The organism is Amycolatopsis sp. Poz14, assembly GCF_006704225.1.
Lineage (GTDB): Bacteria > Actinomycetota > Actinomycetes > Mycobacteriales > Pseudonocardiaceae > Amycolatopsis > Amycolatopsis nivea.
Genome location: NZ_JACLHD010000001.1, coordinates 6,538,249 through 6,559,622, shown reverse-complemented (window position 1 = coordinate 6,559,622; position 21,374 = coordinate 6,538,249). Strand labels below are relative to the sequence as shown.

Genomic DNA, 21,374 nt, shown 5'->3' with positions numbered 1-21,374 from the left:
GGCCTCCTTGCCCGCAACGGCAAGGAGGCCTTCATCAGTCCACTATGGACTTACCACCACGGCGTCACCGGCATTTCAGGACGCCGTCGGAGATCGCCACTCCGCCGACCGTGCCGTTGGCAGCGGGAGTGAACACGAACCGCCAGCCCGGCTTCTCCGCGATGGGCATCTCGAACCGCCCGGCCTCGGCGAGCTTCAGGCCGCGCGCGTCGTACGCCTTGTGCAGGTCCGCCAGCGACGAGCCGATGCCGATGCCCTCCGCGGTCTTGGCGTCGGGCGGCGCGCCCAGCTCGTGCACGCCGTTCTTGCCGAACGACGCGCCACCGGCCGCGGCGAACGCCTTGTCGCGCTCTTCCCGCTTGCCCGCCAGTTCGGCGCTCGCCATCGCGGAGTCGGCCGCCAGCTGGGCCGCTTCCGCGTCCTTGGCGGCTGCTTTCGCCAATTCCGCGGCGGACTTGCCGGTGTTCTCCTTCGAGTCCCGGTCCGCCGCGTCGGACTTGGCGTAGAGCTCGTCGGCCTTCTTCTGCGCCGCGGCCTCGGCCGCGAGTCTGGCCTGGTCCGGCGCGGGGCCGCCCTGCCAGCTCAGGACCGTGCAGCCGTCCAGCATGGAGACCGGCGCGTTGGCGAGCTTCCCGGTGGCGAGCGCCGCCTCCTTGGCCATCCCCGGCGCAATGCCGCGGTAACCGCCCGCGCCGAAGACCTCGGCATGCGCGGCGGCGGTTTCCGCCGGAGCCGCCGCGGTCCCCGACGAACACGCCGCCAGCCCGCTGACAGCGGCGACCGCCACGACCGCACGGCCTGCGGACAGGACAAAACCCTTGTGCATCTGATTCCCCTCGTACGGACCCAATCCCACGGGTCGTCGTTCCCGGTGCACCGAGATATCCGACAACCTACCGGAACCGGACGAGGCCTCCCATCGATTACCGGACAGCGCGACGGGCGGGTCTGATCGCCGCGACACGGCTGGGTCGCCGCGGCAGCGGGACCACTATGGGATCTCGCCTTGGCGAAAACGCGCATCCGCCGACGGTTGTGTGCGTTCGAGCGCGCTTATTTCCGCGATTTCCGGCGGCGCGGCATTTTTTGCGCGAACGCCGTCAGCTCCACGGTTTGCTGAGGAACAAGTAGCCGCGCTGAGGCTGGCCCGCGTTCCCCTTGCGGCCGACGTCCTTCGAGGCCACGAGCAGCCCCGCCGCGAGCAGAACGATGATGATCCCACCGAGGATGACGAATGCTTCGAGCATGATTCCCCCTGACGGCCGGCTGTTCTCCCTCATGGTCCGACATCGCCACTCTATTCCGCCCCGGAGCCCGCGGCGGGAAACTTGAGGATTGCTTAGGCTCGGTTGAGCGGAATTTAGGGTCCGCGCGAATATTCCTCGCGCGCGGAGCGGAGATAGTTCCGTACCCATACGGTCCGGTTCCCGGATTGCTACCGCCCGGCCGGGCACCGGAAGGTGACCTTCCTGCCTCAGGAAAGGAAACCGCTGTGAACAGACCCCACCGGACACTGGGCTTGCTGGCCGCCGGGCTGGCCGTCCTCTCCGCCCCGCTCCTCGACGGCACTGCCCAAGCAGCACCGAACACGACCGCGGTCGCTCCGACCGGCGACACGCACATCCCGCCCGCCATGCGGCCGCAGTTCTACCACGGGCAGGACAGCTCGGTCGCGGAGTTCCCGTTCATCGTCGCCGGCCTGCGCGAGGGCGGCACCCGCCCGCAGGGCCAGACCTGCACCGGCTCGGTCGTCGCGCCGCGCAAGATCCTGATCGCGGCGCATTGCAAGGCCGCCGAGGGCAAGAAAACGTTCCTGTACGGCCTCGACGACCTGAACGCGGGCGGCGGCACCCGGGTGGGCGTCGTCAGCTACGAAACCCACCCCAAATACGTGAACTTCGACCAGGGCTACGACGTCGCGATCGTCACCACGGACGCGGACATCCCGGTGCCGAACGGCCAGTACGCCAAGGTGGCCACCTCCGCGGACACTGAGCTCACCAAGCCTGGCAAAGAGGGGGTCGGCGTCGGCTACGGCAAGAAGGACTTCAACGACGACTCGCGGGACGTCACCGTCAACAAAGCTACCCTGCCGATCCGCGAGGGCTCGAACTGCCAGGGCGTCGGGGCCGGTTTCCAGGACGCCACGATGATCTGCGCCGGCTATTCCAACGGTGACCCGACGATCCTGCCCGGCGACAGCGGTGGCCCGCTGATCGTGGACGGCAAGGTGGTCGGCGTCGCGTCGTGGAGCCGCAGCGACTTCAAGTGGTACAGCGTCTACGGCAGGCTCAACAACGACATGGGGGACTGGGTCGCCGAGCAGATCGGGAACGTCGGCACCGACAGCTTCTCCCTCGGCGCCACCCCCGGTTCGGTCCAGGTCGACCCGGGCATGTACGTCTCGGCCAGCCGTGGTTCGGCGCCACCCCGGTCGCCGAGCACCTGCGCTGGCTCGACCGGGTGGACGAGGTCATCGCGAACACGACTGACCGCACCCTCGTCCTGACCCTCCTGGCGAGCTGCCTCCCGTCCCGGCTCCAGATCGGCGACCCCGACGCACTGGCGGCGATGGACGCCGTCCCGACCGCGGTCTCGTCAGCCGAACAACAACGCCAGCTGGCCCGGCTGCACGCCAACGTCGCCGACGCATGCGTGTGGATCGGCCACCACCGACGCGCAAGCAGCCTGGTGCGCAGCGCAATCGAACTCGCCTCGGACTGCGGCGCCCCGTACCTGATCGGCATCGCACGCTCCACCGGCGTCCACACCGACTGGCTCACCGGCAGATGGGACGGACTCGACGACAAAGCCCGCTCCCTGCTCGCCGAATACCGGCAGCTGCTGCCGATGAGCGGCGAGCTTTCCCTGGTGCTGGGTTTGCTGGCGACCGCCAGGGGAGAATGGGACCGGGCCACCGCCCATTTCGCCGCGGTCGGCCCCGACGAACCGGAGAACGCGGTGACCCCGGTCGTGCTCGCCGCGCACGCCGGAATCGCGAGCATGCTGCTGTCGCACTCCGACAACGAGGCTGCCGCAGCCCGCGCGGACCTCGGCCTGGAGCTATTGCGCGCCAAGGGAGCCTGGTCCTGGTCCGGCGAGTTGCTGCCGGTCGCCGTCGAGGCGTACTGCCGCATCGGCCGCACCAGAGCCGCCGCCGCGTTGATCGACGAGGCCTCCCAGGAAGTCCCCGACCTCGATGCACCCTTGGCGACCGTCGCCCTGCTCTTGTGCCGCGGCATCCTCTCCGCACATCGCCACGACCATGCGCGCGCAGCTCACTTCTTCCACAAAGCAAGCGATGGCTACGACCGCCTGCCCGCCCCATATCCCGCTGCCTTGGCGAGAGAACAGTTAGCACGCAGCCAGCTGGCGATGGGCGAACCGGGCGCCGCCGAGGCCTTCCCGGCCCTGGCAGAGGATTTCGCCCGCCTAGGCGCGACCCGGGCCGCCGCCCGCCGCCGCCACACCCACCGCGCGACCGGCGCAGTAGCCCCGTCCCGGCGTGGCAGACGTGGTTACGGCAACGAGCTTTCGCCGCGGGAACAGGACGTCGCGCGTCTTCTGGCGGACGGGCATACCAACCGCGAGATCGCGGAGGTGCTGTTCCTTTCGCGCCGCACAGTGGAACAGCATGTGGCCAGCGTACTGCGAAAACTCAAGGTGGCTTCGCGGGGCGAGCTGGCTGCTGCCAGGTGAATCTGTGGGCTGCGCTTGGGTGTCAACGCGTGTCTGAGGGACGCATCGCCACCGTTGTGGCCACTGTGGACACGGTCAGCAGCACCACGACACAACCCGCCGCGATCGACAGCAGCGGAACCCATGGCAGGTCGAGCGGGATGTCGAGCCCGGCCGAACGCACCGCCTGCCACAGTCCGCCCACTGCCAGTGCCACCGCCGCCGCTCCCAGGACGAGGCCGGTGAGCGCGATTCCCGTGCCCTCCCACAGAACCATCCGCAACACTTGTGCGCGTTGGGCGCCGAGCAACCGCAGCTGGGCGAACTCGCCCGCGCGCTCGCTGAACGACATCGTGACCGTGTTGGCGACAGCGAACAGCGTGTACAGCAAGGCGAACCATGCCAGCAGTTCCGCGCCGATTCGCATGCCGTCCTCACGGAACCCCGCCGAAGTCGCCAGCCATGCGGCCGTCGACGTCACCTCGTAGCCCTTCGCTGCCAACAGGTTTTCCACCCTGGCGGCGTCCGCCGGATTGTTCAGCGCCACGTGCAGCGCGGGCGGACGGGCTCCGACCGCGCGGTGGTGGGCCACGAGTTGTTCAGGCAGCAGCAGGGGAGCGGTCAAAGGCGGGCCGTCATAGAGAGCCACCACCTTGACCGGAACCGTTGCGCCATCGGGCATCCGGAGGCCCACCGAGTCTCCGACCGTCAAGCCGAAGCCCGCCGCTTGCCGCCTCCCCAGCATCGCGGCCGAGCCGGTGAGCTGAGCCGGGTCGCCGGTGGTAGTGCCCAGTCCGAGTACGTCGGAGACACCTTTCCCCGCGACGCCGAGGGCAGCCATCTCCCTGCTTGTGCGGTGGACCAAAGCGCTTACAGCCGCGTCCTCGACTAGCACTGCGGCGCGGACGCCCGGCACAGCTGTGTCCAGGTTGTCCCCAGTAGCCCGCAGTTGCGACGTGTAGAGCTTCGCCGCACTCGCCCGCCCCGCTGCCCCGAGCTCGTGCCCGCCAGCAGGGAGCCGGTGATTCCGATCGTGACTAGGACTGGAGCCGCGCAGGACGCGGTCCGGCGGATCGCGGCGCGCAGGTTCTCTCGCGCCAGCAGACCGCTGGCTCCGGTGAACGCGGCCAGAGGCGCGACCACAAGCCCGGTGAGCCGCGGGACGAACACGGGTGCCAGCAGGGCCAGGCCGACCACGATCGGCTGGGCGGTGAACAGGGCGAGCGGGAGCTGGCCGTCCGGGGGCACGCGCGGCAACAGCACCATCAGCCCCAGGCCGACGGCAAGGCCCAGCACCCCGAGAAAGCGGCGGCCCCGCGGGATCGGCCGGGTGTCCACGACCGCCTCCCGGAAGGCTTCCACCGGCCGGATAGCACCGGCCCGGCGCGCGGCGGGCCACGCGCCGAGGATCGCGACTGCCAGGCCGAGCACGAACGCCACCAGCATCGGCGCGACCAGCCGCGACGGTGTCAACGGCAACTCGATGCCGGCGGGCAGCACCTGCCTCCATACGAGGACGTCGCCGAGCACCGAGGTGAGCGGGACGCCGAGCAACGCGCCCGCCGCTGCCGCCGCCGTGCCGAGGACCGTCGTCTCCGCCAGCACCATCCGGCGCACTTGGCCGGGACCGGCGCCGGCCATCCGCAACAACGCCAACTCGCGGCGACGTTGCGACACCGTGAACGAAAAGGTGCTCGCCACGATGAAAACCGTCAGGAATCCGCCGATGCCGGCGAACAGCGCCAGCAGGCTGCCGGCCTCGGCCAGAGCTGTCCGGGCGGCGGGGCCGGCAGTGCTCTTCCCGTCTCCCGACACTGCGATCACCGTGCCGGACGCGGAAATCATGGCCACGCCGAAAACCAGCGTGAGGAACGCTCCCGCGAACGACACGCGCCTGCCGCGCAGGGTGTGCAAGGCGATCCACAGCACGTCAGCCGACCTCTTTCGGCACGGTTTCCTCCAGCGTGGTCATCAGGTCGGCGACCACCCGAGCGGTGGGATTGTCCAGATGGCCGGAGATCCGGCCGTCCGCCAGGAACGTCACCCGATCGGCGAAGGCGGCGGCTACCGGGTCATGCGTCACCATCACGACGGTCTGGCCGTCGTCATCGACGAGTTTCCGCAGCAATTCGAGCACCTGGCGACCGTTGCGGCTGTCCAGGGCGCCGGTCGGTTCGTCGGCGAACACCACCTCGGGGTTGCCGGCCAGCGCACGCGCGATCGCCACCCGCTGCTGCTGGCCGCCGGACAACGAGGCTGGCCGGTGGCCGGTCCGGTCGCCCATCCCGACCTGTTCGAGCAGTTGGCGCGCACGATCGGCTCGCACCCCGCGCCGGGCAAGACGCAGCGGCAGCGAAACGTTTTGCACGGCGGTCAGGGTCGCCATCAGGTTGAAACTCTGGAACACGAACCCGATCCGGTCCCGGCGCAACGAGGTGAGCTTCCGCTCGGACAAGGCGCTGATGTCGGTGTCCCCCAGGAAGACCGCGCCGTCGGTGGGCCGGTCCAGGCCGGCCGCGCACTGCAGCAGCGTCGTTTTCCCCGAACCGGAGGGACCCATGACAGCGGAGAACGTGCCGCGGCGGAATGCCAGGTCGATCGCGTTCAGCGCCACCACCTCGTGCGGGGCGGCGCCGTGCACTTTGGTCAGGCGCACCAGACGAACGGACTCAGCCGACGGTGAAGATCCCATGCGCTCAAGCCAACCCTGGTTCGAGCCTTCGCGCACGGGCCCAGGCAGGTGTTCAAAGGTAGTGCTGGGTATACCTGCGCGGCCCGCGCCGACGGACCTATGGTGGTTTCCGAGGGAGGGAGCCATGGTGCGGGACAGGTCGAAAGCCGGCGTGGTGCGCTCGGCGGCGTACTTGCTGAGCGGTGTGCCGCTGGGCGTCGGCTGCCTGCTGGTCATCGTGGCGACGGCAGGCGCGGGAGTTGCGCTGTTGCCGGTCGCGATCGGGGTGGTGCCGTTAATCTTGTTGTGCCAATTGGGAATCCCCGTCGCCAGAGTGGAGCGACGCAGGCTGGGGTGGGTCAGCCCCGGGCCGGTGCGGGCTGCCCTCCGCTCGTCGTGCGCGGGCGGGTGGTGGCGCCGGTCGAAGGCCCGGTTGCGGGAACGGGTCACCTGGCAGGAGCTGGGCTACACCGCCCTGCTCGCCACCCTGCTGTGGGTGTTCGACTTGATCGTCGTCCTCGTCGGCGTAGTGCTGCCCGGCGCGATGATCGCGGCTCCGCTGGTGGTGGCGTTGTCCCCGTCCGAATGGGTGCCTTCCGGGGCGGCGATGGTGCGAAGCGGTCTCGTCTGGGCGATAGTGCCTCTCGGAGCTGCCGTGCTGGCGGCCGCTGTGTTCGTTCTGCCCGCGGCGGCAGGCGCGCGGGCCAGGGTGAGCCGGGCGATGCTGGAGCCGGCCCGCGGAGGCGACGAGCTCGAACTGGTGGAAGTGCGGCGCTCACGGGCCCGGATGGTGGACCAGCACGAAGCCGAGCGCCGCCGGATCGAACGAGACCTGCACGACGGCGCCCAGCAACGGCTGACGTCGCTGGCGATGGTGCTGGGCCTGGCCCGCACCCAGCTGGACGGCGGAAGCGGCCCCGGCGCCCTGGTCGACCGCGCCCACACGGAGGCGAAACTCGCGCTGGCGGAACTCGGCGACCTGATCCGCGGCATCCATCCCAAGATCCTGTCCGACCGGGGATTGGACGCCGCGCTGGGCGACCTGGCGGACCGGTGCGCCCTGCCGGTGCGGGTGGACACCGCAGTCGGCACGAGACTGCCGGATTCGGCGGAGAGCGCCGCCTACTACGCCGTGAGCGAAGCCCTGACCAACGTCGTCAAACACAGCGGTGCCGATCGGGCCGAAGTCGTCGCGCGCTACCAGCAAGGCGTGTTGCTGGTGGAGATCCGGGACAACGGCCGGGGCGGTGCCGACCAGGAGGGTGGCGGCGGCCTGAGCGGGCTGGCCGACCGCGCGTCGGTGGTCGGGGGAACGGTGGCGCTGTCCAGCCCGCCCGGCGGCCCGACGGTGGTGCGCGTGCGCATCCCCAGCGAGCCCCTGCCGTGACCGGGCTGCGGATCGCGGTGGCCGAGGATTCGGTCCTGCTGCGCGAGGGGCTGGTGCGAATCCTGGAATTCCACGGCCACCGCGTGGTCGTCCAGGCAGGCACCGCTCCGGAGCTCCTGGCAGCACTGTCCCGGACGAAATGCGACCTCGTGATCACCGACGTGCGGATGCCCCCGGGAAACGCCGACGAAGGACTGCGCGCTGCCTTGCGGCTGAGAACCACGCAGCCGGCTTTGCCCGTGCTCGTGCTGAGCCAGTACGTGGAGCAGACCTACGCGGCCGAACTCCTGAGCTCCGACTCCGCGGGAGTCGGCTACCTGCTGAAGGACCGCCTCGGCGACATCGACGTCCTCACCGACGCGATCCGCCGCGTCGCCTCCGGCGGAACGGTGATAGATCCGCAAGTGGTTCGCCAATTGCTCGCCAGGAACCGGGAAAGCCCCGCTGTTTCCCGCCTGACCGCCCGCGAGCGCGAAGTGCTGGACTACATGGCCCAAGGCGCGAGCAACGCCGCGATAGCCGCCCAGTTGTCGGTCACCGAAGCGGCGGTGGCCAAACACATCGGCAACATCTTCGCCAAGCTGGAGCTGCCCGTCGCGCCCGACACACACCGGCGAGTCCTCGCGGTCCTGGCCTACCTGCGCGAATCGCCCTGACCCATCCTGCGGTCCAGGTTCGGTCCGCCGGGTGCCCAACGCTGGCCCACGCGCGTCGATCTGCGGCAGCAACGAGCAACGGACAAGCGCGGGTTCCGGACTCACCCGTGCTGGATCGGCTCGCCATCGTCCGCTGACGCGCGCACTGTCCGGCCGGATGCACCAGACGTTGACATCATCGTCAGCGTGACAGCGACCTCGAAGCCTGCGGGCGACGTTCTGGCGGCCGCGGCACGACGAGCGGGCTTGAATCCTGCCGGAGCGGTTCTGATCCGCGACGGATCCAACCTGATGTACCGGCTCGTCGGCGGCTGTGTCGCTCGCATCGGCCCCGCCGGCACTGAGAAAGCCGCAGAATTCCAGATCGAGGCGGCCCGCTGGCTGGCAGGCACTGGCATCAACTCGGTCGCTGTTCTGGACGACATCGCCCAGCCGGTCGTCGTCCATGACCGGCCGGTGACCTGGTGGCGGGAACTGCCTGCGCACCGCCCCGCCAGCCCCGCCGAACTGGGCGGCATTCTCCGGTTGCTCCACCGCCTGGAGCCGCCGGCGCACCCTGTTTTGCGGATGTTCGATCCGTTCGCTGGGGTCGCCGGCCGGATCGCTGCGGCGCGGCACCTTCCGGACTACGACCGTGCCTGGCTTGCGCACCAGGTCGGTGTTCTGCGCGAACGGCTGCAGCGAGAGCGAACACGCCATTCTCCGACGGTGATCCACGGGGACGCGTGGCAGAACAACGTTGCTGTGCTCGCAGACGGAAAGCCGGTGCTCCTCGATTTGGAGCACGTCTCGCTCGGAGACCGCGACTGGGACCTGATTCCGCTCGCGGCGGACTTCGCGGACTTTGTCCGGGTGAGCCGATCCGACTACCGCGATTTCGCCACAGCCTATGGCCGTGACGTCACCACGGCGGCGTCTTTCCGGACGTTTGCCGACATCCAGGAACTGCGGTGGGCGACCTTTGTGCTGGCAAAGGGCGCGACGAGCACCGACGCCGCGCGGGAAGCATCGCACCGCATAGCCTGCTTGCGCGGCGAGATCCCGAAGCCGTGGACGTGGAATGCCTTCTGACGGAAGGAAACGACTGCAGGCCATCCGCGTCAGAAGGCCCCGATTGGTGCTAGGTGTGACTCTGCTGGGCACCACGGCGCCGGTCTGCCGCAAGAAGCGCCGGGAGCTCGTCGAGGGAACCAATAACCCAGTCGGCATGCCGGCGCACTGCCGGGTCGTCGGCCCACAGGAAACCCCACGGGCCGCGCCGGATCAACGCCGTGCGCAAACCCGCGGCCCTCGCCGGCACGACGTCGTTGTCACGGTGGTCGCCCACGTAGACAATCTCGCTTGGCTCGCCGGGCGCCAGCTCGATCAGCCGCTCGAAGAACCGCGGATCAGGCTTCGCCACACCCCACTCGCCGGAAGTGCCGATGTGGTCGACCGGCAGATGCAAGGCACGCAAGAGATCTCCCGCACGGGCCGTCTGGTTCCCGGCGACACCCAGCCAAAGGCCTAGTTCCCGAAGCCCCGAGAGCGAGGAGCGAACGTCAAAGTAAAGATCGTCTTCATTTATCTGCTCACCGCGACCAGCTTCTTCACGGAGCTGCCGCTCGAGCGCAAGATCGAATCCGGGGCGGAAGTACTCGAAGGTCTCGGCGTTGTCTCGGCCCTGCGCCGTGACGGCGCCGAGCACCGCGGAGAAAGTGTGCCGAGGCACGTTGAGCCAATCGGACCACTCACCCCATTCGCGGGAGTCATCGAGCAGCGTTTCACCGACGTCGAACACCACAGAAGTGACCATGTACTACTCCTACGGCAAGACCGCTCTGAACGAGTCGCCCGGCGGCGAGACCGTGCTCCTCGATCTGGGACCAAAGCGATCGACGCGTCCGAGGCCAACGCGGTGCTCAACCTGAGGTATGAGGTGCAGCGATCTGCACGGTACAACAGAGACATGGAGATCGACGAAGCGAAGCGCGCTGCCCGTGAGCGTGTCTGGGCAGCGCTTGACGCCGAAGCGGTGGACCCGAGGGGCGCTGCTGGGTGCATTCCGTCATTCGCTGGAACAGCGGCAGCAGCGGAGCGTTTGGCCGCGCTGGACGTTTGGCGGGACGCACGGGTGGTCAAGTCCAATCCGGATCGCGCTCAACTGCTGGTGCGGGAGAGGGCTTTGCGGGACGGAAAGATTCTCTGCATGGCCGTGCCCGCGATGGACAACCCGAACCCCTTCTACGCGCTCGATCCGGAAAGGGTCAGCATTGAAGCCGCGCAGAGCAAGTATGCTGCCGACGTTGCCCCGACGGTAGGCCCCGGACAGATGAAACCGATAGACGTCGTCGTTTGCGGCAGTGTCGCAGTCGACAGGCGAGGCGCGCGAGTCGGAAAGGGGGCAGGCTACTCGGACATCGAGGTTGCCCTCCTGTCGGAAGCTGGGCTGATCGGCCCGCAGACGACGATCATCACCACCGTGCACGAGCTTCAAGTCGTGGATACCGATCTCCCCGAAACCGAGCACGACTTCAGCGTTGACGTCATCGTGACGCCAACGCAAGTTATCTACTGCGAAGCGCGCCGCCGGCCCGCTGGGATCGTGTGGAGTCATCTGAGCAGCGAGAAAATCCGGGCTGTCCCGGCGCTGTCGCGGCTCTTCGCGCGCCGCTGACGCGCAGTCGCCGTTAGTTGGCACCTGGTTCGCGCAGGATACGTACAGGGGAGGGATGAATGAGCGACAAATCGCGGTGGCTGTATCTGGTAGTCACTGCTGCTCCGCCGGTCCTGCGGATCCAGGAGCTCGTCGGGACGCTCACCTGCGAGGGCTGGTCGGTCTGTGTCATCGCCACTCCGAACGCGGCGTCGTGGATCGATCTGGACGAATTCGCTGCTGCGACAGGCTGCATCACGCGGGTTCACTCCGGATCCCCGCAGCAACGGGAGTCGCTTCCTCGCGCAGCGGCTGTGCTGGCGGCGCCGATGACGTTCAACTCGATCAACAAGTGGGCGGCCGGATTCAGCGATACCTTCGCTCTGGGAATTCTCAACGAGATGCTTGGCACGGGTGTCCCGATTGTCGTTGTGCCGTGCGTGAAAGCCATACTGCGCAGGCATCCTGCGTACGGCGAGAGCGTGGCCAGACTGGTCAACGCGGGTGCCTCCACGATGGATCCGGATGCTGTGACTGTGCGCGCCGACGACGGTCTGGCCACCTTCGACTGGCCGCAGATCGTCGCGGCTTTACGAGACGTAAAGGAACTCTCAGGATGTTGAAGGCGAGGCGCTCGCACTGCGACTGCTCGCCTCTCCATTGCAGGCTTGCCGGTCGGAATCCTCCGCGCGGTGCTGGGAGTCGCTGCGACTTCCCGGGGGAGCTGGACGGTTGGACCCGGTCACGCCGTGCGGGATCCCCGGGAGAGGCTGTGCATGCAGCGGGCGTCGCCAGAACGGGCTTGGGGAACGGGTTCTGTTGCGGCCGCTGCGGGGATCGCGCGCCTGGGACAGTTGGCCCAGGCATACGGGGCGGCGCGGTTGCGGTGGGTCTGGTTGGAGCGAGCAGGTCACGGTAGTTGCGCCTCTTGCGACTCGCTCTGCGGGACCTGCCGCGTCAGGCCCGGCGACCGAAGAGAAGGGCCACCGGGCTGTCGTTTTACTCCCTGGGGCGGACCAGATGCCTCACCCCACGCAGCTGGGAATGACACATTTGAGGATGTAGTTGACCTGTGCGTGGCGTTCGTTGTTTCCCTGCGTGGTCATCGTGAACAGCCCGCCGGCTGTGCCGTCGAAGGAATTGGAGCCGGAATAGGGGAGGTTCCAGTGCGCGTAGGCGTAGCCTTGCCCCCCCGTTCTCTCGATCGTGTAGTTCACCCAGCCTTCGGTGCCGGTGAACGCCCCGCAGCTGTCGGACCGCCAATAGACCGCCGTGTGCGGCTGGATCCGGCTGGACGGTTCGGTGTCCCAGCACCCGTGGTCGAGGTGCGACGCCTTGAGGGTCAGGACCCGGTTGGTCTGGTTGAACAAGGTCACGTAGGCCTCGAAGGCCGAATCCGGACCCCGGCGGGGGACCGCGGCCGACGTCCCGGCGGACGTGAGCGCATTCAGCACGAGGACGGCAGCGAGCGTCAGGAGCAAACCGGTCTTTTTCATGGCACCCCTCGGCGATAGATGGATTTCCGACTGCGAACTTTCAGCATTGCACCGATGTCAAGCTCCGTTTCTGACGTATTCGGTGCAGCGGCTCCGAATGTGTCAGCCGTGGGCCTTGGGGAAATCAGAAAAGGTCGCATGTCCCGGGACATCTGGCCGAGAATGTTGCCTAGCGAAATTGTTGCCGCGCGAAGAATAAAGCGGGCCGCCTGGTTTCGCGGCGCACCTAATGCGGTTGCCGATGGTCACCTGATCGTGGTGGTCTGATGCGGTGATCGACATCGAGTGGGAGCATCCGCTGCACCAGCGCGGCGTTGCCTCGGGCCTGGCCGTGACGAGCGGTCACGTCATCGTCCACGAGCGCAGCACCAGGCTGGTGAGCCTCGACCCGGCCGACGGTGCTGTGCGGTGGGATGTTCCGATCGGCACGTGGCCGCGAGCGATTGCCGTCGTCGGTGAGCGTTGCCTGGTGATCCCGCAGAACAACCCCCGATTGTCCTGTTTGGACCTCGCGGCCGGGCGCGAGATCTGGTCCGCGCACGTCCCCGCAACCCCCGGGCATCTGGTCGTTTCGGCGAACGTCGTGCTCGTCGGCGGCTGGTGCGGGTACACGCCGCTGCGCGCGTTCGACCTCGCGACGGGGCGGCTCCGCTGGGAAACCGAGCAGCGAATCCGCACCGTGCTGCCCGTGCCCGCCGGTGACGGCTTCCTGATCGGCGTACCGGGCGACATCCGGGTGCGCTTGATCGATCGGCGCGACGGCCGGGTACGGGCCGCATGGCGGCTTCCGCAGCCGCTCGTGGACAACGACGCCGGATCCAGCATCGCAACGGTCGGGCCCGGCCGTTTTCTGCTGCGTTGCGGCCGACGTGCCCTGCCTGAAATCGACCTGTCGTCCGACACTGCCCGCGAGTTCGTCCAGGCCGAGACTGACCTTGTGGCTGCGGCGCCGGAACAAGCCGGAGGATTGCTGTGGTTGCCTGAACCCCGCGGCTACACGGTCGTGGACCCCGCCGGAGGACGCCTGCAGTGGCGGGTCGATGTCGGGGAGCGGCTCGTCGGCCAGGTGTTCCCGACCGCCGGCGGCTTCCTGATCGCCGGCACCTCCGGCGTGCTGTTCCACCTGACTTCCGACGGACGGCTCGCCAATCGCACCCGCGTGGCCCGGCGGATCTGGGCGCTGCGCAGCGCCGCCCCCGATCGGCTGTTCGCGGTAGCCAAGGGGAGTCTGATCGCCATCGCGGTCAGGAACAGCGCGTGCTCATGAAAAGCGCGCGCCGCCGCCCTCCAGTTCGAGCAATTGGCGATCGGAAGACTGGAAGATCACCACGTTGTTGATGTTCACCGTCCACTCGTTGACGAACCTGTCCGGGTGAAAATAGGGCAGCCGGATCTCCTGCATCCGCGCGGCGAGCATGCCGCTGGCGACCCCGGTGAACGCGGGCTGGCCGGGCATCACCTCGAGCAGCACCTCGTCCGCCAGGACCAGCCCGGGCCGCAACGAGACGATCAGGGACGGCGACACGGGAAAGTCCGACCGGACAAGCACTTCCACCTCGAAGCCGGGCGGCCGCGCCGTCGCCGCGTACCCCGGCGGCGAGTCCTGCGCGAGCTTGGCGGCGACCACGGCGGCGGCGGACGCAGCACTAGGAGGCTGCGGCGGGGACGGCTGGCCTGGAACAGGGTGGATGTCGCCGAAATCGACCGTCAACGGACCGAACCGCAGCGGACCGGGCTCGATCGGCCGGACCACCACCTGCGCGGTGCTGGCCAGTCGCTCGTCGTCTTCGTATCCCGCGGGCAGGAGCAGGTCGACGTCGGTTTCCGGTCCGAGGTCCTGGCCGAGCCCGCGCGCGAGGGCCTCGGATTCGGCGAGCAGGTTGAGCGCGAGGTCTACGACGTCGTCGACCGCGTCGACGAGGTCGCTGCCCAACTCGTCGATCCGCTCCTCGCGCCGGCCCCGCAGGCCCAGCCGGCTCGACCGGGGGAGTTGCTCCCGGGCCTTCTCGTAGGCCTTCGGCCCGAAGAGCGGAAGCGCCTCGGTCAGCGCCCGGAAGGCCGCCTCGTTCAACGTGTCCAGCGCCGCGGGCACGGCGTCGGGGCGGCCCGCGGAGAGGGAGCACAGCGCCACGTACCGCTCGGCCACCGCGATCTGCAGCGGGGACTTGGCTGAGGCTGCCGCGGCGGCCTCGCGGAACAAGTCACGCGCGCGGGCCAGCTCGGCGGCCCGAGAGCGCGGCTCGGGCGCGGTGCTCGCGTCGCGCAACGCCCGCTGCCCGGCCCCCAACGCGACCGTGTACCGCTGATCCAGCAACTCGTCCAGTTGACGGCCGATCCCGGCCATCTGCTCGCTGAGGCGGTCTTCGCTGGCCACGAGTTCGCCGAGCAGCTCCGAGGCCAGCCCGCTGAGCTCGTCGTTCCCGGTGAGCGCACGGATCAGCTGGGAAGCGCCGTACTTCGCGGCGATCGTGGCGATCGCGGTCAATGGCTCCACCTGGCTCACCTTAAGGCCAGGTCAGTGCGCGCAGGTCCGGATTGAGTCATCCGGGTCAGGCATCGGACTCGGTTCGGCTGGAGTACTCGGCCAGGAGCGCTTCGAGCTGTTCGGTCATGAAGACGTAGTAGTCGCGCATTCGCCGCAGCCGGGCGCGTTGCTCGGCTGCCAGGTGTTTGCCGTGTTCTTGTGCGCTCTCGGCCAGCTCGAGCAGTTCGCGGGTCGCGTTCACCTGGTGCTGCAGGCAGCCGAGCCAGGCGTCGTCGCGCCAGCGGTAGACGAACTGGCGGCTGCCGGGGTTCTTGGTCCGCTCGACGACGCCGTTGACCATGAGCAGCCGCGTCATCTCGGACACGGAACCCTTGCTCGCGTCGAGCGCGTCCTGGAGTTCGCCGAGGGTCAGGGGTTTTTCGCTGAGCAGCAGCACGCCGCTGGTGCGGCCCGCCATCGGCGGCCAGCCCATCGCCCGGCCGATGCGCAGGCCGAAGTCCTCGACGAGCGCGTGCTCGGCGGACCGGTCGGGCAAGGTCATCGGCACCTCACGGTAGCTCAGGAAAAACTGAACGTTCACTCTTGACTGAACGTACGGCCGGGGATCATTCTAGCCGCCACGGAGACCGGCGAAGGGGCAGGCACATGGCGGACAGCGGCTGGGACCTCATCGTGGTCGGCGCCGGATCCTCGGGAGCGGCGCTGGCAGTCCGCTCGGCGGAACGGGGCAAGCGGGTCCTGCTGCTCGAGGCCGGTCCGGATTACCGGTCCGCGGAGATGCCCGAAGCGTGGCGCTCGCCCAATCCCATCGTCGCCCTGCTGGACCCGGCCGCGGCCAAAGAAATGGTGTGGCGAGGCTTGGACTCCACGCGCACGGACAAACAGCTGCCGGCGCTGTACTGGCGCGGCCGGGGCGTGGGCGGCAGTTCGTCGATCAACGGGCAGATCGCGATCCGCCCGCCGATGGCGGATTTCGCTGATTGGGCGCTGCCGGGCTGGGGACCGGGCGACGTGCTGCCGTACTTCGCGAAGCTGGAGGACGACGAGGCTTTCGGCGACGAGCCCTACCACGGCCGCGGCGGCCCGACTCCGATTTACCGTATGCCGCAGGAGAATTGGGGCGCGGTCGACGCCGCGCTGCACCGCTCGGCGATCGCCGCGGGCTACGGCTGGGCACCGGATGTGAACGCTCCGGGAGCCAGCGGCGTCTCGCCGTACCCGATCAATTCCCGCGCCGGGCGGCGGGTTTCGGTCAACGACGCCTACCTGGAACCCGCCCGGGCGCTGCCGAACCTGACCATCCGCGGCGACGCGATCGTGGACCAGGTGCTCTTCTACGGCAGCCGCGCGATCGGCGTCCGGGCCGTCATCGGCGGGACGGCCACGACGGAGCTCGCCGACACGGTCGTGCTGAGCGCAGGCGCGATCCACACGCCGACAATCCTCCAGCGCTCCGGCGTGGGACCAGCGGGTCAGCTGCGGTCGCTCGGCATCGACGTCCGCGCGGACCTGCCGGTCGGCCGCGGCCTGCAGGACCATCCGATCGCGATGATCCAGCTCCCGCTGACCGAAGCGGCCGCGATCAAGACGCCGGACGACCGGCACACCAACGTCTGCGTCCGCTTCACCAGCGGCCCCGGCGCGCCCGAAGGCGACCTGATGTTCGTCTCGATGAACCAGAGCGTGCTCGCCATGGCGTTCGCGGACACCGGAGCCGGGGCCGGTTCGTACGGGGTGTGGCTCAACCAGAACTATTCTCGCGGCGACGTCAGCCTGATCTCCACTGATCCGGACGCGCAACCGTTGGTGCGCCAGCGAATGCTCTCCGACGAACGCGACCTGCCGCGGCTACGCGCCGGTATTCGAGCGCTGGTCGAACTAGCTCGCTCCGACGAGACCGCGCCGATCCTCAGCGGCTCGTTGGAGAGCGCGAACGAGGAGCTGTTCGCGGTGCTGGACAACGACAGCGAGCTAGACGATCACCTGCTCGCCACCAGCACGTGCCGGATGGGCGACCCCGGACACCGCGACACGGTCGTCGATCCCGACTGCCGAGTACTCGGCTTCGACGGCCTGCGCGTGGTCGACGCGTCGATCTTCCCTTTCGTTCCCCGGGCCAATACCAACCTGGCATCGATCATGGCGGGCGAGCTGATGGCCGAACGACTCGACCGCTAAAAGCCGAGATTCCTCTCCGCTGAAACCCGGGTCCCGCCCCCAGCGACAAAAAAGAATTCCGAATCGAACAACCGCGCTGGATCGCGCGGTAGCAATGCCGCGAAAGGCGCGCTATGGTGCTGCTGGTTCGTGGGGGACTTTGCCTGGAGGGGAAAATGACCACACTGGACAACCGGCCGAAAACGGCATTGCTGGTGATCGACGTGCAGAACGCGGTCGTTTCCGGCGCGCACGCGCGGGACGAGGTCGTCGCGAACGTGGCGGAACTGGTGGCCAACGCCCGCGAACACGCGGTGCCGGTGGTGTGGGTGCAGCATTCCGACGAGCAGCTCGCCTCGGGGAGCGAGGAGTGGCAGATCGTGCCCGAACTCGCGCCTGCGGAGAGCGAGCGCCGGGTGGAGAAGAACTACGCGGATTCGTTCGAGGGCACCGCACTGGAAGAAGTGCTCTCGGATCTGTCGGTCGGCAAGCTCGTGGTAGCCGGCGCGCAAACCGACGAGTGCATCCGGGCCACACTGCACACGGCGATCGTGAAGGGGTACGACGCGCTTCTGGTCGCCGACGCGCACACGACCGAGGACCATTCCGAATGGGGCGCCCCGCCGCCGGATCAGGTCATCGCGCACACGAACCTCTATTGGACCTACCACCGCGCGCCGGGTCGTTCGGCGGGCACGGTGCGGACGAAGGAAATGGACTTCGCCGCCATCGACTGAACCGTCTCCGCCCCTGGCCCGCCGAGGAGGGTGGCTCGGGGTTGCTGCCGACGCCGCGCTTCACGCAGGTGTCGGGCTGATGCCCAGCCTGGCCGCGACTTCGGTCCGTTCAGCGTAAGGCTGATTGCTCCAGTCGCGCGAGCGCGATTTCCTGGTTGACCAAGCGTGTCGATACGCGGTAACCGTCTCAAATGGACACTCGTCCGCCAACTGGCTCGGACGCATCCCGCCGCTGCGCCGTTCGGGCGCGCGCATTGCGCCAAACGTGAACCTACCTTCGTCGGTGTCGCGATTGCCCGGAACTGTTCGAGAATCACGAACCTCAGGTTGATCACGTTCCGTTTCCACAACGAGACGGTTGGAGGCTCATGATCCGGTCACCCGACGCCCGGGGGAGGAGATCCCTCCGCAGCTAGCCGAGTCCGGCACCGAATCCGGAAGCCCGGAGGCGGGCTTCCCCTGCGGTGCACGTCCTTTCTCTCCCGTTCCGCGCAGGAGGAAACACATGCGATCGACACGTTTCAGGCTGAGCGTCCTCGCCGTCGGCTCGTTCGGCACGCTGGCCCTCGCCATGACCACCGTGCCCGCAGCGTTCGCAGCGGCGACACCGGCCGCGGTCATGAACAGTCTCGGCTCCGCCACCGGCGGGCACTACCTCGACGACAGCGGCGCCTCGGTCGTCACTGTGCTCAACGACGCCGACGCGGCCAAGGTGCGCGCTTCCGGCCTGAACGCGCAGGTGGTGAAGTACAGCCTGAGCCAACTCGGCACGGTGAAACAGCAACTGGACGCGACCGGCGGCGTGCCCAGCGCAGGCTGGGGCCTCGACCTCGCGCACAACCAGGTCGTCGTCGACGTCTACGACGCCACCCCGAAGGCGCAGAAGGACGCGCTGCTCGAGACCGCCCGCCAGCACGGCGACATGGTCCGCGTCGAACACCATCCGGGCGCCATGTCGTTGTTCATCAAGGGCGGCGACAAGATCAGCAACGGCCAAGCGTCCTGCTCCAACGGATTCAACGTGGAGAAGGACGGCAAGAAGCTGCTCCTTTCCGCAGGCCACTGCGAAAAACTCGGCGGCGGCGGTCCGTGGAACGACGGCAAGACCGTCGACGCGGTGTTCCCCGACGAAGACAACATGCTCGTGGAGAACGCTTCGGGCGACGGACCGAGCGAGATCAACGACGGCACCAAGATCACCGAATTCGCCGACGCGACAGTCGGCGAAGAGATGAAGCGCGCCGGCATTACTTCCGGCGTGACGTCGGGCAAGGTCACCAAGGTCGACTACACCTTCGAAGCCGAGGGTTACACGGTCTACCACGAGTTCTGCACGACCGCCCACTCCGACCACGGCGACTCCGGCGGCCCGGCCTACGACGGGGCAAGGGTCTCGGCACTCTCTCCGGGGGAGACACGCAGACGTCGTGCTTCTTCCCGGCGACGCTGTCGGCCAAGCGGTACGGGGTGACGCTGCCCCAGTCCTGATCCTCGGGTGCCGTCGGGAGGCTCCGGAACCGGGCCTCCCGACGGTCGCGTCCAGGGCTTGCCGCGTTCCCAGCGGCCAAGTGGTCCACCGTCCGGCAAATCCGGCCGAAGAACCTCACGACGCAAGTCTCGCGTCCGGCGGTTGCCGCTTCGGGTGCGCACCGTCGGCCGGATCGATCATCACGGCATACGTGAGCAGGCGGACCGAGCGCTGGCGAACGGGGGAGAGACTGGCGGGCGATGAGCCTCGTGCCGAACGATCTCTCGTGCCGGAGCGATGATCTGCCCCGGCTGAAGCTCGAGCTGGCCGCTGCAGGCACTATCCGAGTGCGCCAAGCCCCTGCAGGCGCGCCAGCGCGGCGGCGGCATGTTCGCGCAACGCTTCGTCCAGTTCGCGTCGTTCTGCCGCTGAAGCTTCCGGCGATACGAAGTACTCGTCAACGTCGGAGAACAGCTTGTCGAGGACGGCGAACACGTCGTCAGGATGCAGAGCTTCGTCGTTCTTCATCAATTCCAAGTACTGCTGTTCGAATTGGGCAGCATTGATCGTGCGGTCGACAAACCGTCCGGTCAGGTCGCCGTAGTCGGCTGCGTCGCGCTTGTGCTCTTCGGCGGCGCTCATCGTCCCCCCTCCACCCAAGGCAGCAATCGCCTCCCGCGCGCGTCAAAGACCGTGCTGCACCGGTCCCCAGGCAGCCACAGGAAGCCCATGCTCAGCAGCGAACTGAGCAGCCGCGAAGTCATCCAGCAGTTCGCCCCGATCGTCGACCAACCGGCACACCATCGCGACCGGATGATGCCCGGCCGCGGAAACAAGTTCGACCGCTCGCTCCCACACCCGCGGGCGGCCACTCGAAGCGCACCGGACAGGCAGCACATGCCCAGGACGGATCAGATCTGCGGGCACCGTGCCCGGATCGGCGAGGACTCGCATGGTGCGGGCTCGGTCGCGGGCCGAGATGCCGGTTCCGGTGTCGACCGCGTCGACGGCGACGGTGAAGGACGTTCCGCTGTCTTCCGAGGCGAGTACGGGCTGGTCAGGGATCCGCAGGCGGTCCAGCCAGGCGGACGGGGCGGCGGCGTGCAGCAGGCCGCTGGAGTACCGGATGGCGAAGTGCAGCAGTTCGGGTGTCGAGGACTGCGCGGGCAGGACGAGCACGGCTCCGTCGTCGTCCTGCAGCACTGCGGGGCGGCCGGTGGCGAGGGCGAGATAAACAGCGTCGGCTGGGGCGGGGAGGGTGCAGAGGTCGGTCATCGTGGGTTTCCTTGCGGTGGTCAGGGTGCGGCGTCGCCGGTGCGCAGGCCTGCGAGGAGGGCGCGGCGGCTGGCTCGCACGTGCTCTCGCATGACCTGTTCGGCGCTGTCGCCGTCTTTCGACAGGATCAGTTCGAGGACGTGGTGGTGTTCGCGGTCGGACTGGTGCGGCCGGCCCGGTTGTTTGAGCGACGTGGTGACCAGGCGCGAGTAGGCGAGCTGGTTCATCAGGGTGCGGTAGTGCGCTTCGAGTTTGCGGTTGTCCGCGCCGACGATGATGAGGTCGTGGAATTCTTCGACGAGCTGTGCGTAGCGCGCCCGGTCGTCGGCGTCGACGGCCAGGTCGGCTTGGCGCAGGTTCTCTTTCAGCTGGTCGATCTCGGGCACTTGGCCGCGCTGGGCGAGCAGGCGCGCCGCGGCTCCTTCGAGGAGTTCCTTCATCTCGAACAGTTCCGTGATCTCCCGGCGGGACGGTGCGGTGACGAAGGTGCCGACGCGCGGGCGGATCTCGACCAGGCCTTCGGTCTGCAGCTGTTTGAAGGTTTCCCGGACCGGGGTGCGGCTGACGCCGAATTCCTCGGCGAGCGCGAGTTCGGACAGGCTCATCCCGGGCGAGACCTCGCCGGCGATGATGCGCCGCCGGATCTCGGCGATCAGCCTGCCCTGGATGGAGCCGGTGCTCGTCCCGTTGACGCCAGCCATGGTGCCTGTCTCCCTTCGCCTGCCCCGC

The 21,374-nt window shown here is 68.4% G+C and carries 23 protein-coding genes; 11 read left to right on the top strand and 12 right to left on the bottom strand.

Annotated elements, in window-relative coordinates; genetic code table 11:
- Positions 1-64: 64 nt before the first annotated feature.
- Both FKO37_RS30725 and FKO37_RS30720 read right to left on the bottom strand, forming a co-directional pair.
- Positions 65-826 carry a hypothetical protein gene (locus FKO37_RS30725; RefSeq protein ID WP_238606743.1) on the bottom strand — a complete coding sequence of 254 codons (762 nt, stop codon included), beginning with the start codon at positions 824-826 and terminating at the stop codon, positions 65-67.
- Positions 827-1,100: 274 nt separating this feature from the next.
- Entirely contained in the window at positions 1,101-1,247 is a 147-nt protein-coding gene (locus FKO37_RS30720; RefSeq protein ID WP_238606742.1) for a hypothetical protein, read from the bottom strand.
- A gap of 245 nt (positions 1,248-1,492) precedes the next feature.
- On the opposite strand from FKO37_RS30720, the gene FKO37_RS30715 reads away from it, so the two are divergent.
- Together FKO37_RS30715 and FKO37_RS47630 are read left to right on the top strand one after the other, a co-directional pair.
- The gene (locus tag FKO37_RS30715) at positions 1,493-2,509 is read left to right on the top strand and encodes a trypsin-like serine protease (protein WP_238606741.1); all 1,017 of its coding nucleotides are present in this window, start codon (positions 1,493-1,495) and stop codon (positions 2,507-2,509) included.
- Entirely contained in the window at positions 2,464-3,699 is a 1,236-nt protein-coding gene (locus tag FKO37_RS47630) for a helix-turn-helix transcriptional regulator (RefSeq protein ID WP_238606740.1), read from the top strand. Before FKO37_RS30715 ends, FKO37_RS47630 begins: the two co-directional genes overlap by 46 nt.
- A gap of 22 nt (positions 3,700-3,721) precedes the next feature.
- Here FKO37_RS47630 and FKO37_RS30705 read toward each other — a convergent pair whose 3' ends face one another.
- From FKO37_RS30705 to FKO37_RS30695, 3 genes are read right to left on the bottom strand one after another with little or no spacing between them, the layout of a single operon-like run.
- Positions 3,722-4,519: an ABC transporter permease gene (locus FKO37_RS30705; protein ID WP_238606739.1), complete on the bottom strand. Its 798-nt coding sequence runs from the start codon at positions 4,517-4,519 to the stop codon at positions 3,722-3,724.
- Positions 4,520-4,566: 47 nt separating this feature from the next.
- A complete protein-coding gene (locus FKO37_RS30700; RefSeq protein ID WP_238606738.1) occupies positions 4,567-5,607 on the bottom strand; it encodes an FtsX-like permease family protein in 1,041 nt (346 codons plus the stop codon).
- A 1-nt stretch (position 5,608) separates the two neighbouring features.
- A complete protein-coding gene (locus FKO37_RS30695) occupies positions 5,609-6,370 on the bottom strand; it encodes an ABC transporter ATP-binding protein (protein ID WP_134731689.1) in 762 nt (253 codons plus the stop codon).
- On the opposite strand from FKO37_RS30695, the gene FKO37_RS30690 reads away from it, so the two are divergent.
- From FKO37_RS30690 to FKO37_RS30680, 3 genes are all read left to right on the top strand, one after another.
- Entirely contained in the window at positions 6,369-7,736 is a 1,368-nt protein-coding gene (locus tag FKO37_RS30690; RefSeq protein WP_308196553.1) for a sensor domain-containing protein, read from the top strand. The two genes, FKO37_RS30695 and FKO37_RS30690, sit on opposite strands and share 2 nt — an antisense overlap.
- A gap of 5 nt (positions 7,737-7,741) precedes the next feature.
- A complete protein-coding gene (locus FKO37_RS30685) occupies positions 7,742-8,392 on the top strand; it encodes a response regulator transcription factor (RefSeq protein WP_205673300.1) in 651 nt (216 codons plus the stop codon).
- 186 nt (positions 8,393-8,578) lie between these two features.
- The gene (locus FKO37_RS30680; protein ID WP_238606737.1) at positions 8,579-9,463 is read left to right on the top strand and encodes a phosphotransferase; all 885 of its coding nucleotides are present in this window, start codon (positions 8,579-8,581) and stop codon (positions 9,461-9,463) included.
- 49 nt (positions 9,464-9,512) lie between these two features.
- On the opposite strand, the gene FKO37_RS30675 is transcribed toward FKO37_RS30680, so the two are convergent.
- Positions 9,513-10,187, bottom strand: a complete 675-nt coding sequence (locus FKO37_RS30675) for an HAD family hydrolase (RefSeq protein WP_238606736.1) — start codon at positions 10,185-10,187, stop codon at positions 9,513-9,515.
- Positions 10,188-10,340: 153 nt separating this feature from the next.
- Between FKO37_RS30675 and FKO37_RS30670 the strand changes: the two genes are divergently transcribed.
- On the top strand, positions 10,341-11,048 hold the full coding sequence (locus FKO37_RS30670; RefSeq protein ID WP_238606735.1) for a 5-formyltetrahydrofolate cyclo-ligase: 708 nt from the start codon (positions 10,341-10,343) through the stop codon (positions 11,046-11,048).
- Between the two features lie 59 nt (positions 11,049-11,107).
- Positions 11,108-11,650, top strand: a complete 543-nt coding sequence (locus FKO37_RS30665; protein ID WP_238606734.1) for a flavoprotein — start codon at positions 11,108-11,110, stop codon at positions 11,648-11,650.
- A gap of 402 nt (positions 11,651-12,052) precedes the next feature.
- Here the strand turns inward: FKO37_RS30665 and FKO37_RS30660 are convergent, their stop codons facing one another.
- The gene (locus FKO37_RS30660; protein ID WP_238606733.1) at positions 12,053-12,523 is read right to left on the bottom strand and encodes a hypothetical protein; all 471 of its coding nucleotides are present in this window, start codon (positions 12,521-12,523) and stop codon (positions 12,053-12,055) included.
- Positions 12,524-12,794: 271 nt separating this feature from the next.
- Between FKO37_RS30660 and FKO37_RS30655 the strand changes: the two genes are divergently transcribed.
- Positions 12,795-13,790 carry a PQQ-binding-like beta-propeller repeat protein gene (locus tag FKO37_RS30655; RefSeq protein ID WP_238606732.1) on the top strand — a complete coding sequence of 332 codons (996 nt, stop codon included), beginning with the start codon at positions 12,795-12,797 and terminating at the stop codon, positions 13,788-13,790.
- Here the strand turns inward: FKO37_RS30655 and FKO37_RS30650 are convergent.
- Positions 13,785-15,017, bottom strand: a complete 1,233-nt coding sequence (locus FKO37_RS30650) for a hypothetical protein (RefSeq protein ID WP_238606731.1) — start codon at positions 15,015-15,017, stop codon at positions 13,785-13,787. The genes FKO37_RS30655 and FKO37_RS30650 overlap by 6 nt on opposite strands.
- Positions 15,018-15,072: 55 nt before the next feature.
- Positions 15,073-15,549: a GbsR/MarR family transcriptional regulator gene (locus tag FKO37_RS30645; RefSeq protein WP_134731557.1), complete on the bottom strand. Its 477-nt coding sequence runs from the start codon at positions 15,547-15,549 to the stop codon at positions 15,073-15,075.
- Between the two features lie 104 nt (positions 15,550-15,653).
- Between FKO37_RS30645 and FKO37_RS30640 the strand changes: the two genes are divergently transcribed.
- From FKO37_RS30640 to FKO37_RS30630, 3 genes are all read left to right on the top strand, one after another.
- Complete coding sequence (locus tag FKO37_RS30640; RefSeq protein WP_238606730.1) at positions 15,654-17,186, top strand: GMC family oxidoreductase; 1,533 nt, start codon at positions 15,654-15,656, stop codon at positions 17,184-17,186.
- Between the two features lie 155 nt (positions 17,187-17,341).
- Positions 17,342-17,902: an isochorismatase family protein gene (locus FKO37_RS30635; protein WP_037814504.1), complete on the top strand. Its 561-nt coding sequence runs from the start codon at positions 17,342-17,344 to the stop codon at positions 17,900-17,902.
- Between the two features lie 505 nt (positions 17,903-18,407).
- Positions 18,408-19,373, top strand: a complete 966-nt coding sequence (locus FKO37_RS30630; RefSeq protein ID WP_238606729.1) for a S1 family peptidase — start codon at positions 18,408-18,410, stop codon at positions 19,371-19,373.
- 336 nt (positions 19,374-19,709) lie between these two features.
- Here the strand turns inward: FKO37_RS30630 and FKO37_RS30625 are convergent, their stop codons facing one another.
- The 3 genes from FKO37_RS30625 to FKO37_RS30615 are packed head-to-tail and all read right to left on the bottom strand — an operon-like array spanning position 19,710 to position 21,346.
- Positions 19,710-20,012, bottom strand: coding sequence for a colicin immunity domain-containing protein (locus FKO37_RS30625; RefSeq protein ID WP_238606728.1), 303 nt, complete (start codon positions 20,010-20,012; stop codon positions 19,710-19,712).
- 42 nt (positions 20,013-20,054) lie between these two features.
- Positions 20,055-20,645, bottom strand: coding sequence for a 3,4-dihydroxy-2-butanone-4-phosphate synthase (locus tag FKO37_RS30620; protein WP_238606727.1), 591 nt, complete (start codon positions 20,643-20,645; stop codon positions 20,055-20,057).
- Positions 20,646-20,665: 20 nt separating this feature from the next.
- Complete coding sequence (locus FKO37_RS30615) at positions 20,666-21,346, bottom strand: GntR family transcriptional regulator (protein ID WP_037814493.1); 681 nt, start codon at positions 21,344-21,346, stop codon at positions 20,666-20,668.
- Positions 21,347-21,374: the final 28 nt, after the last annotated feature.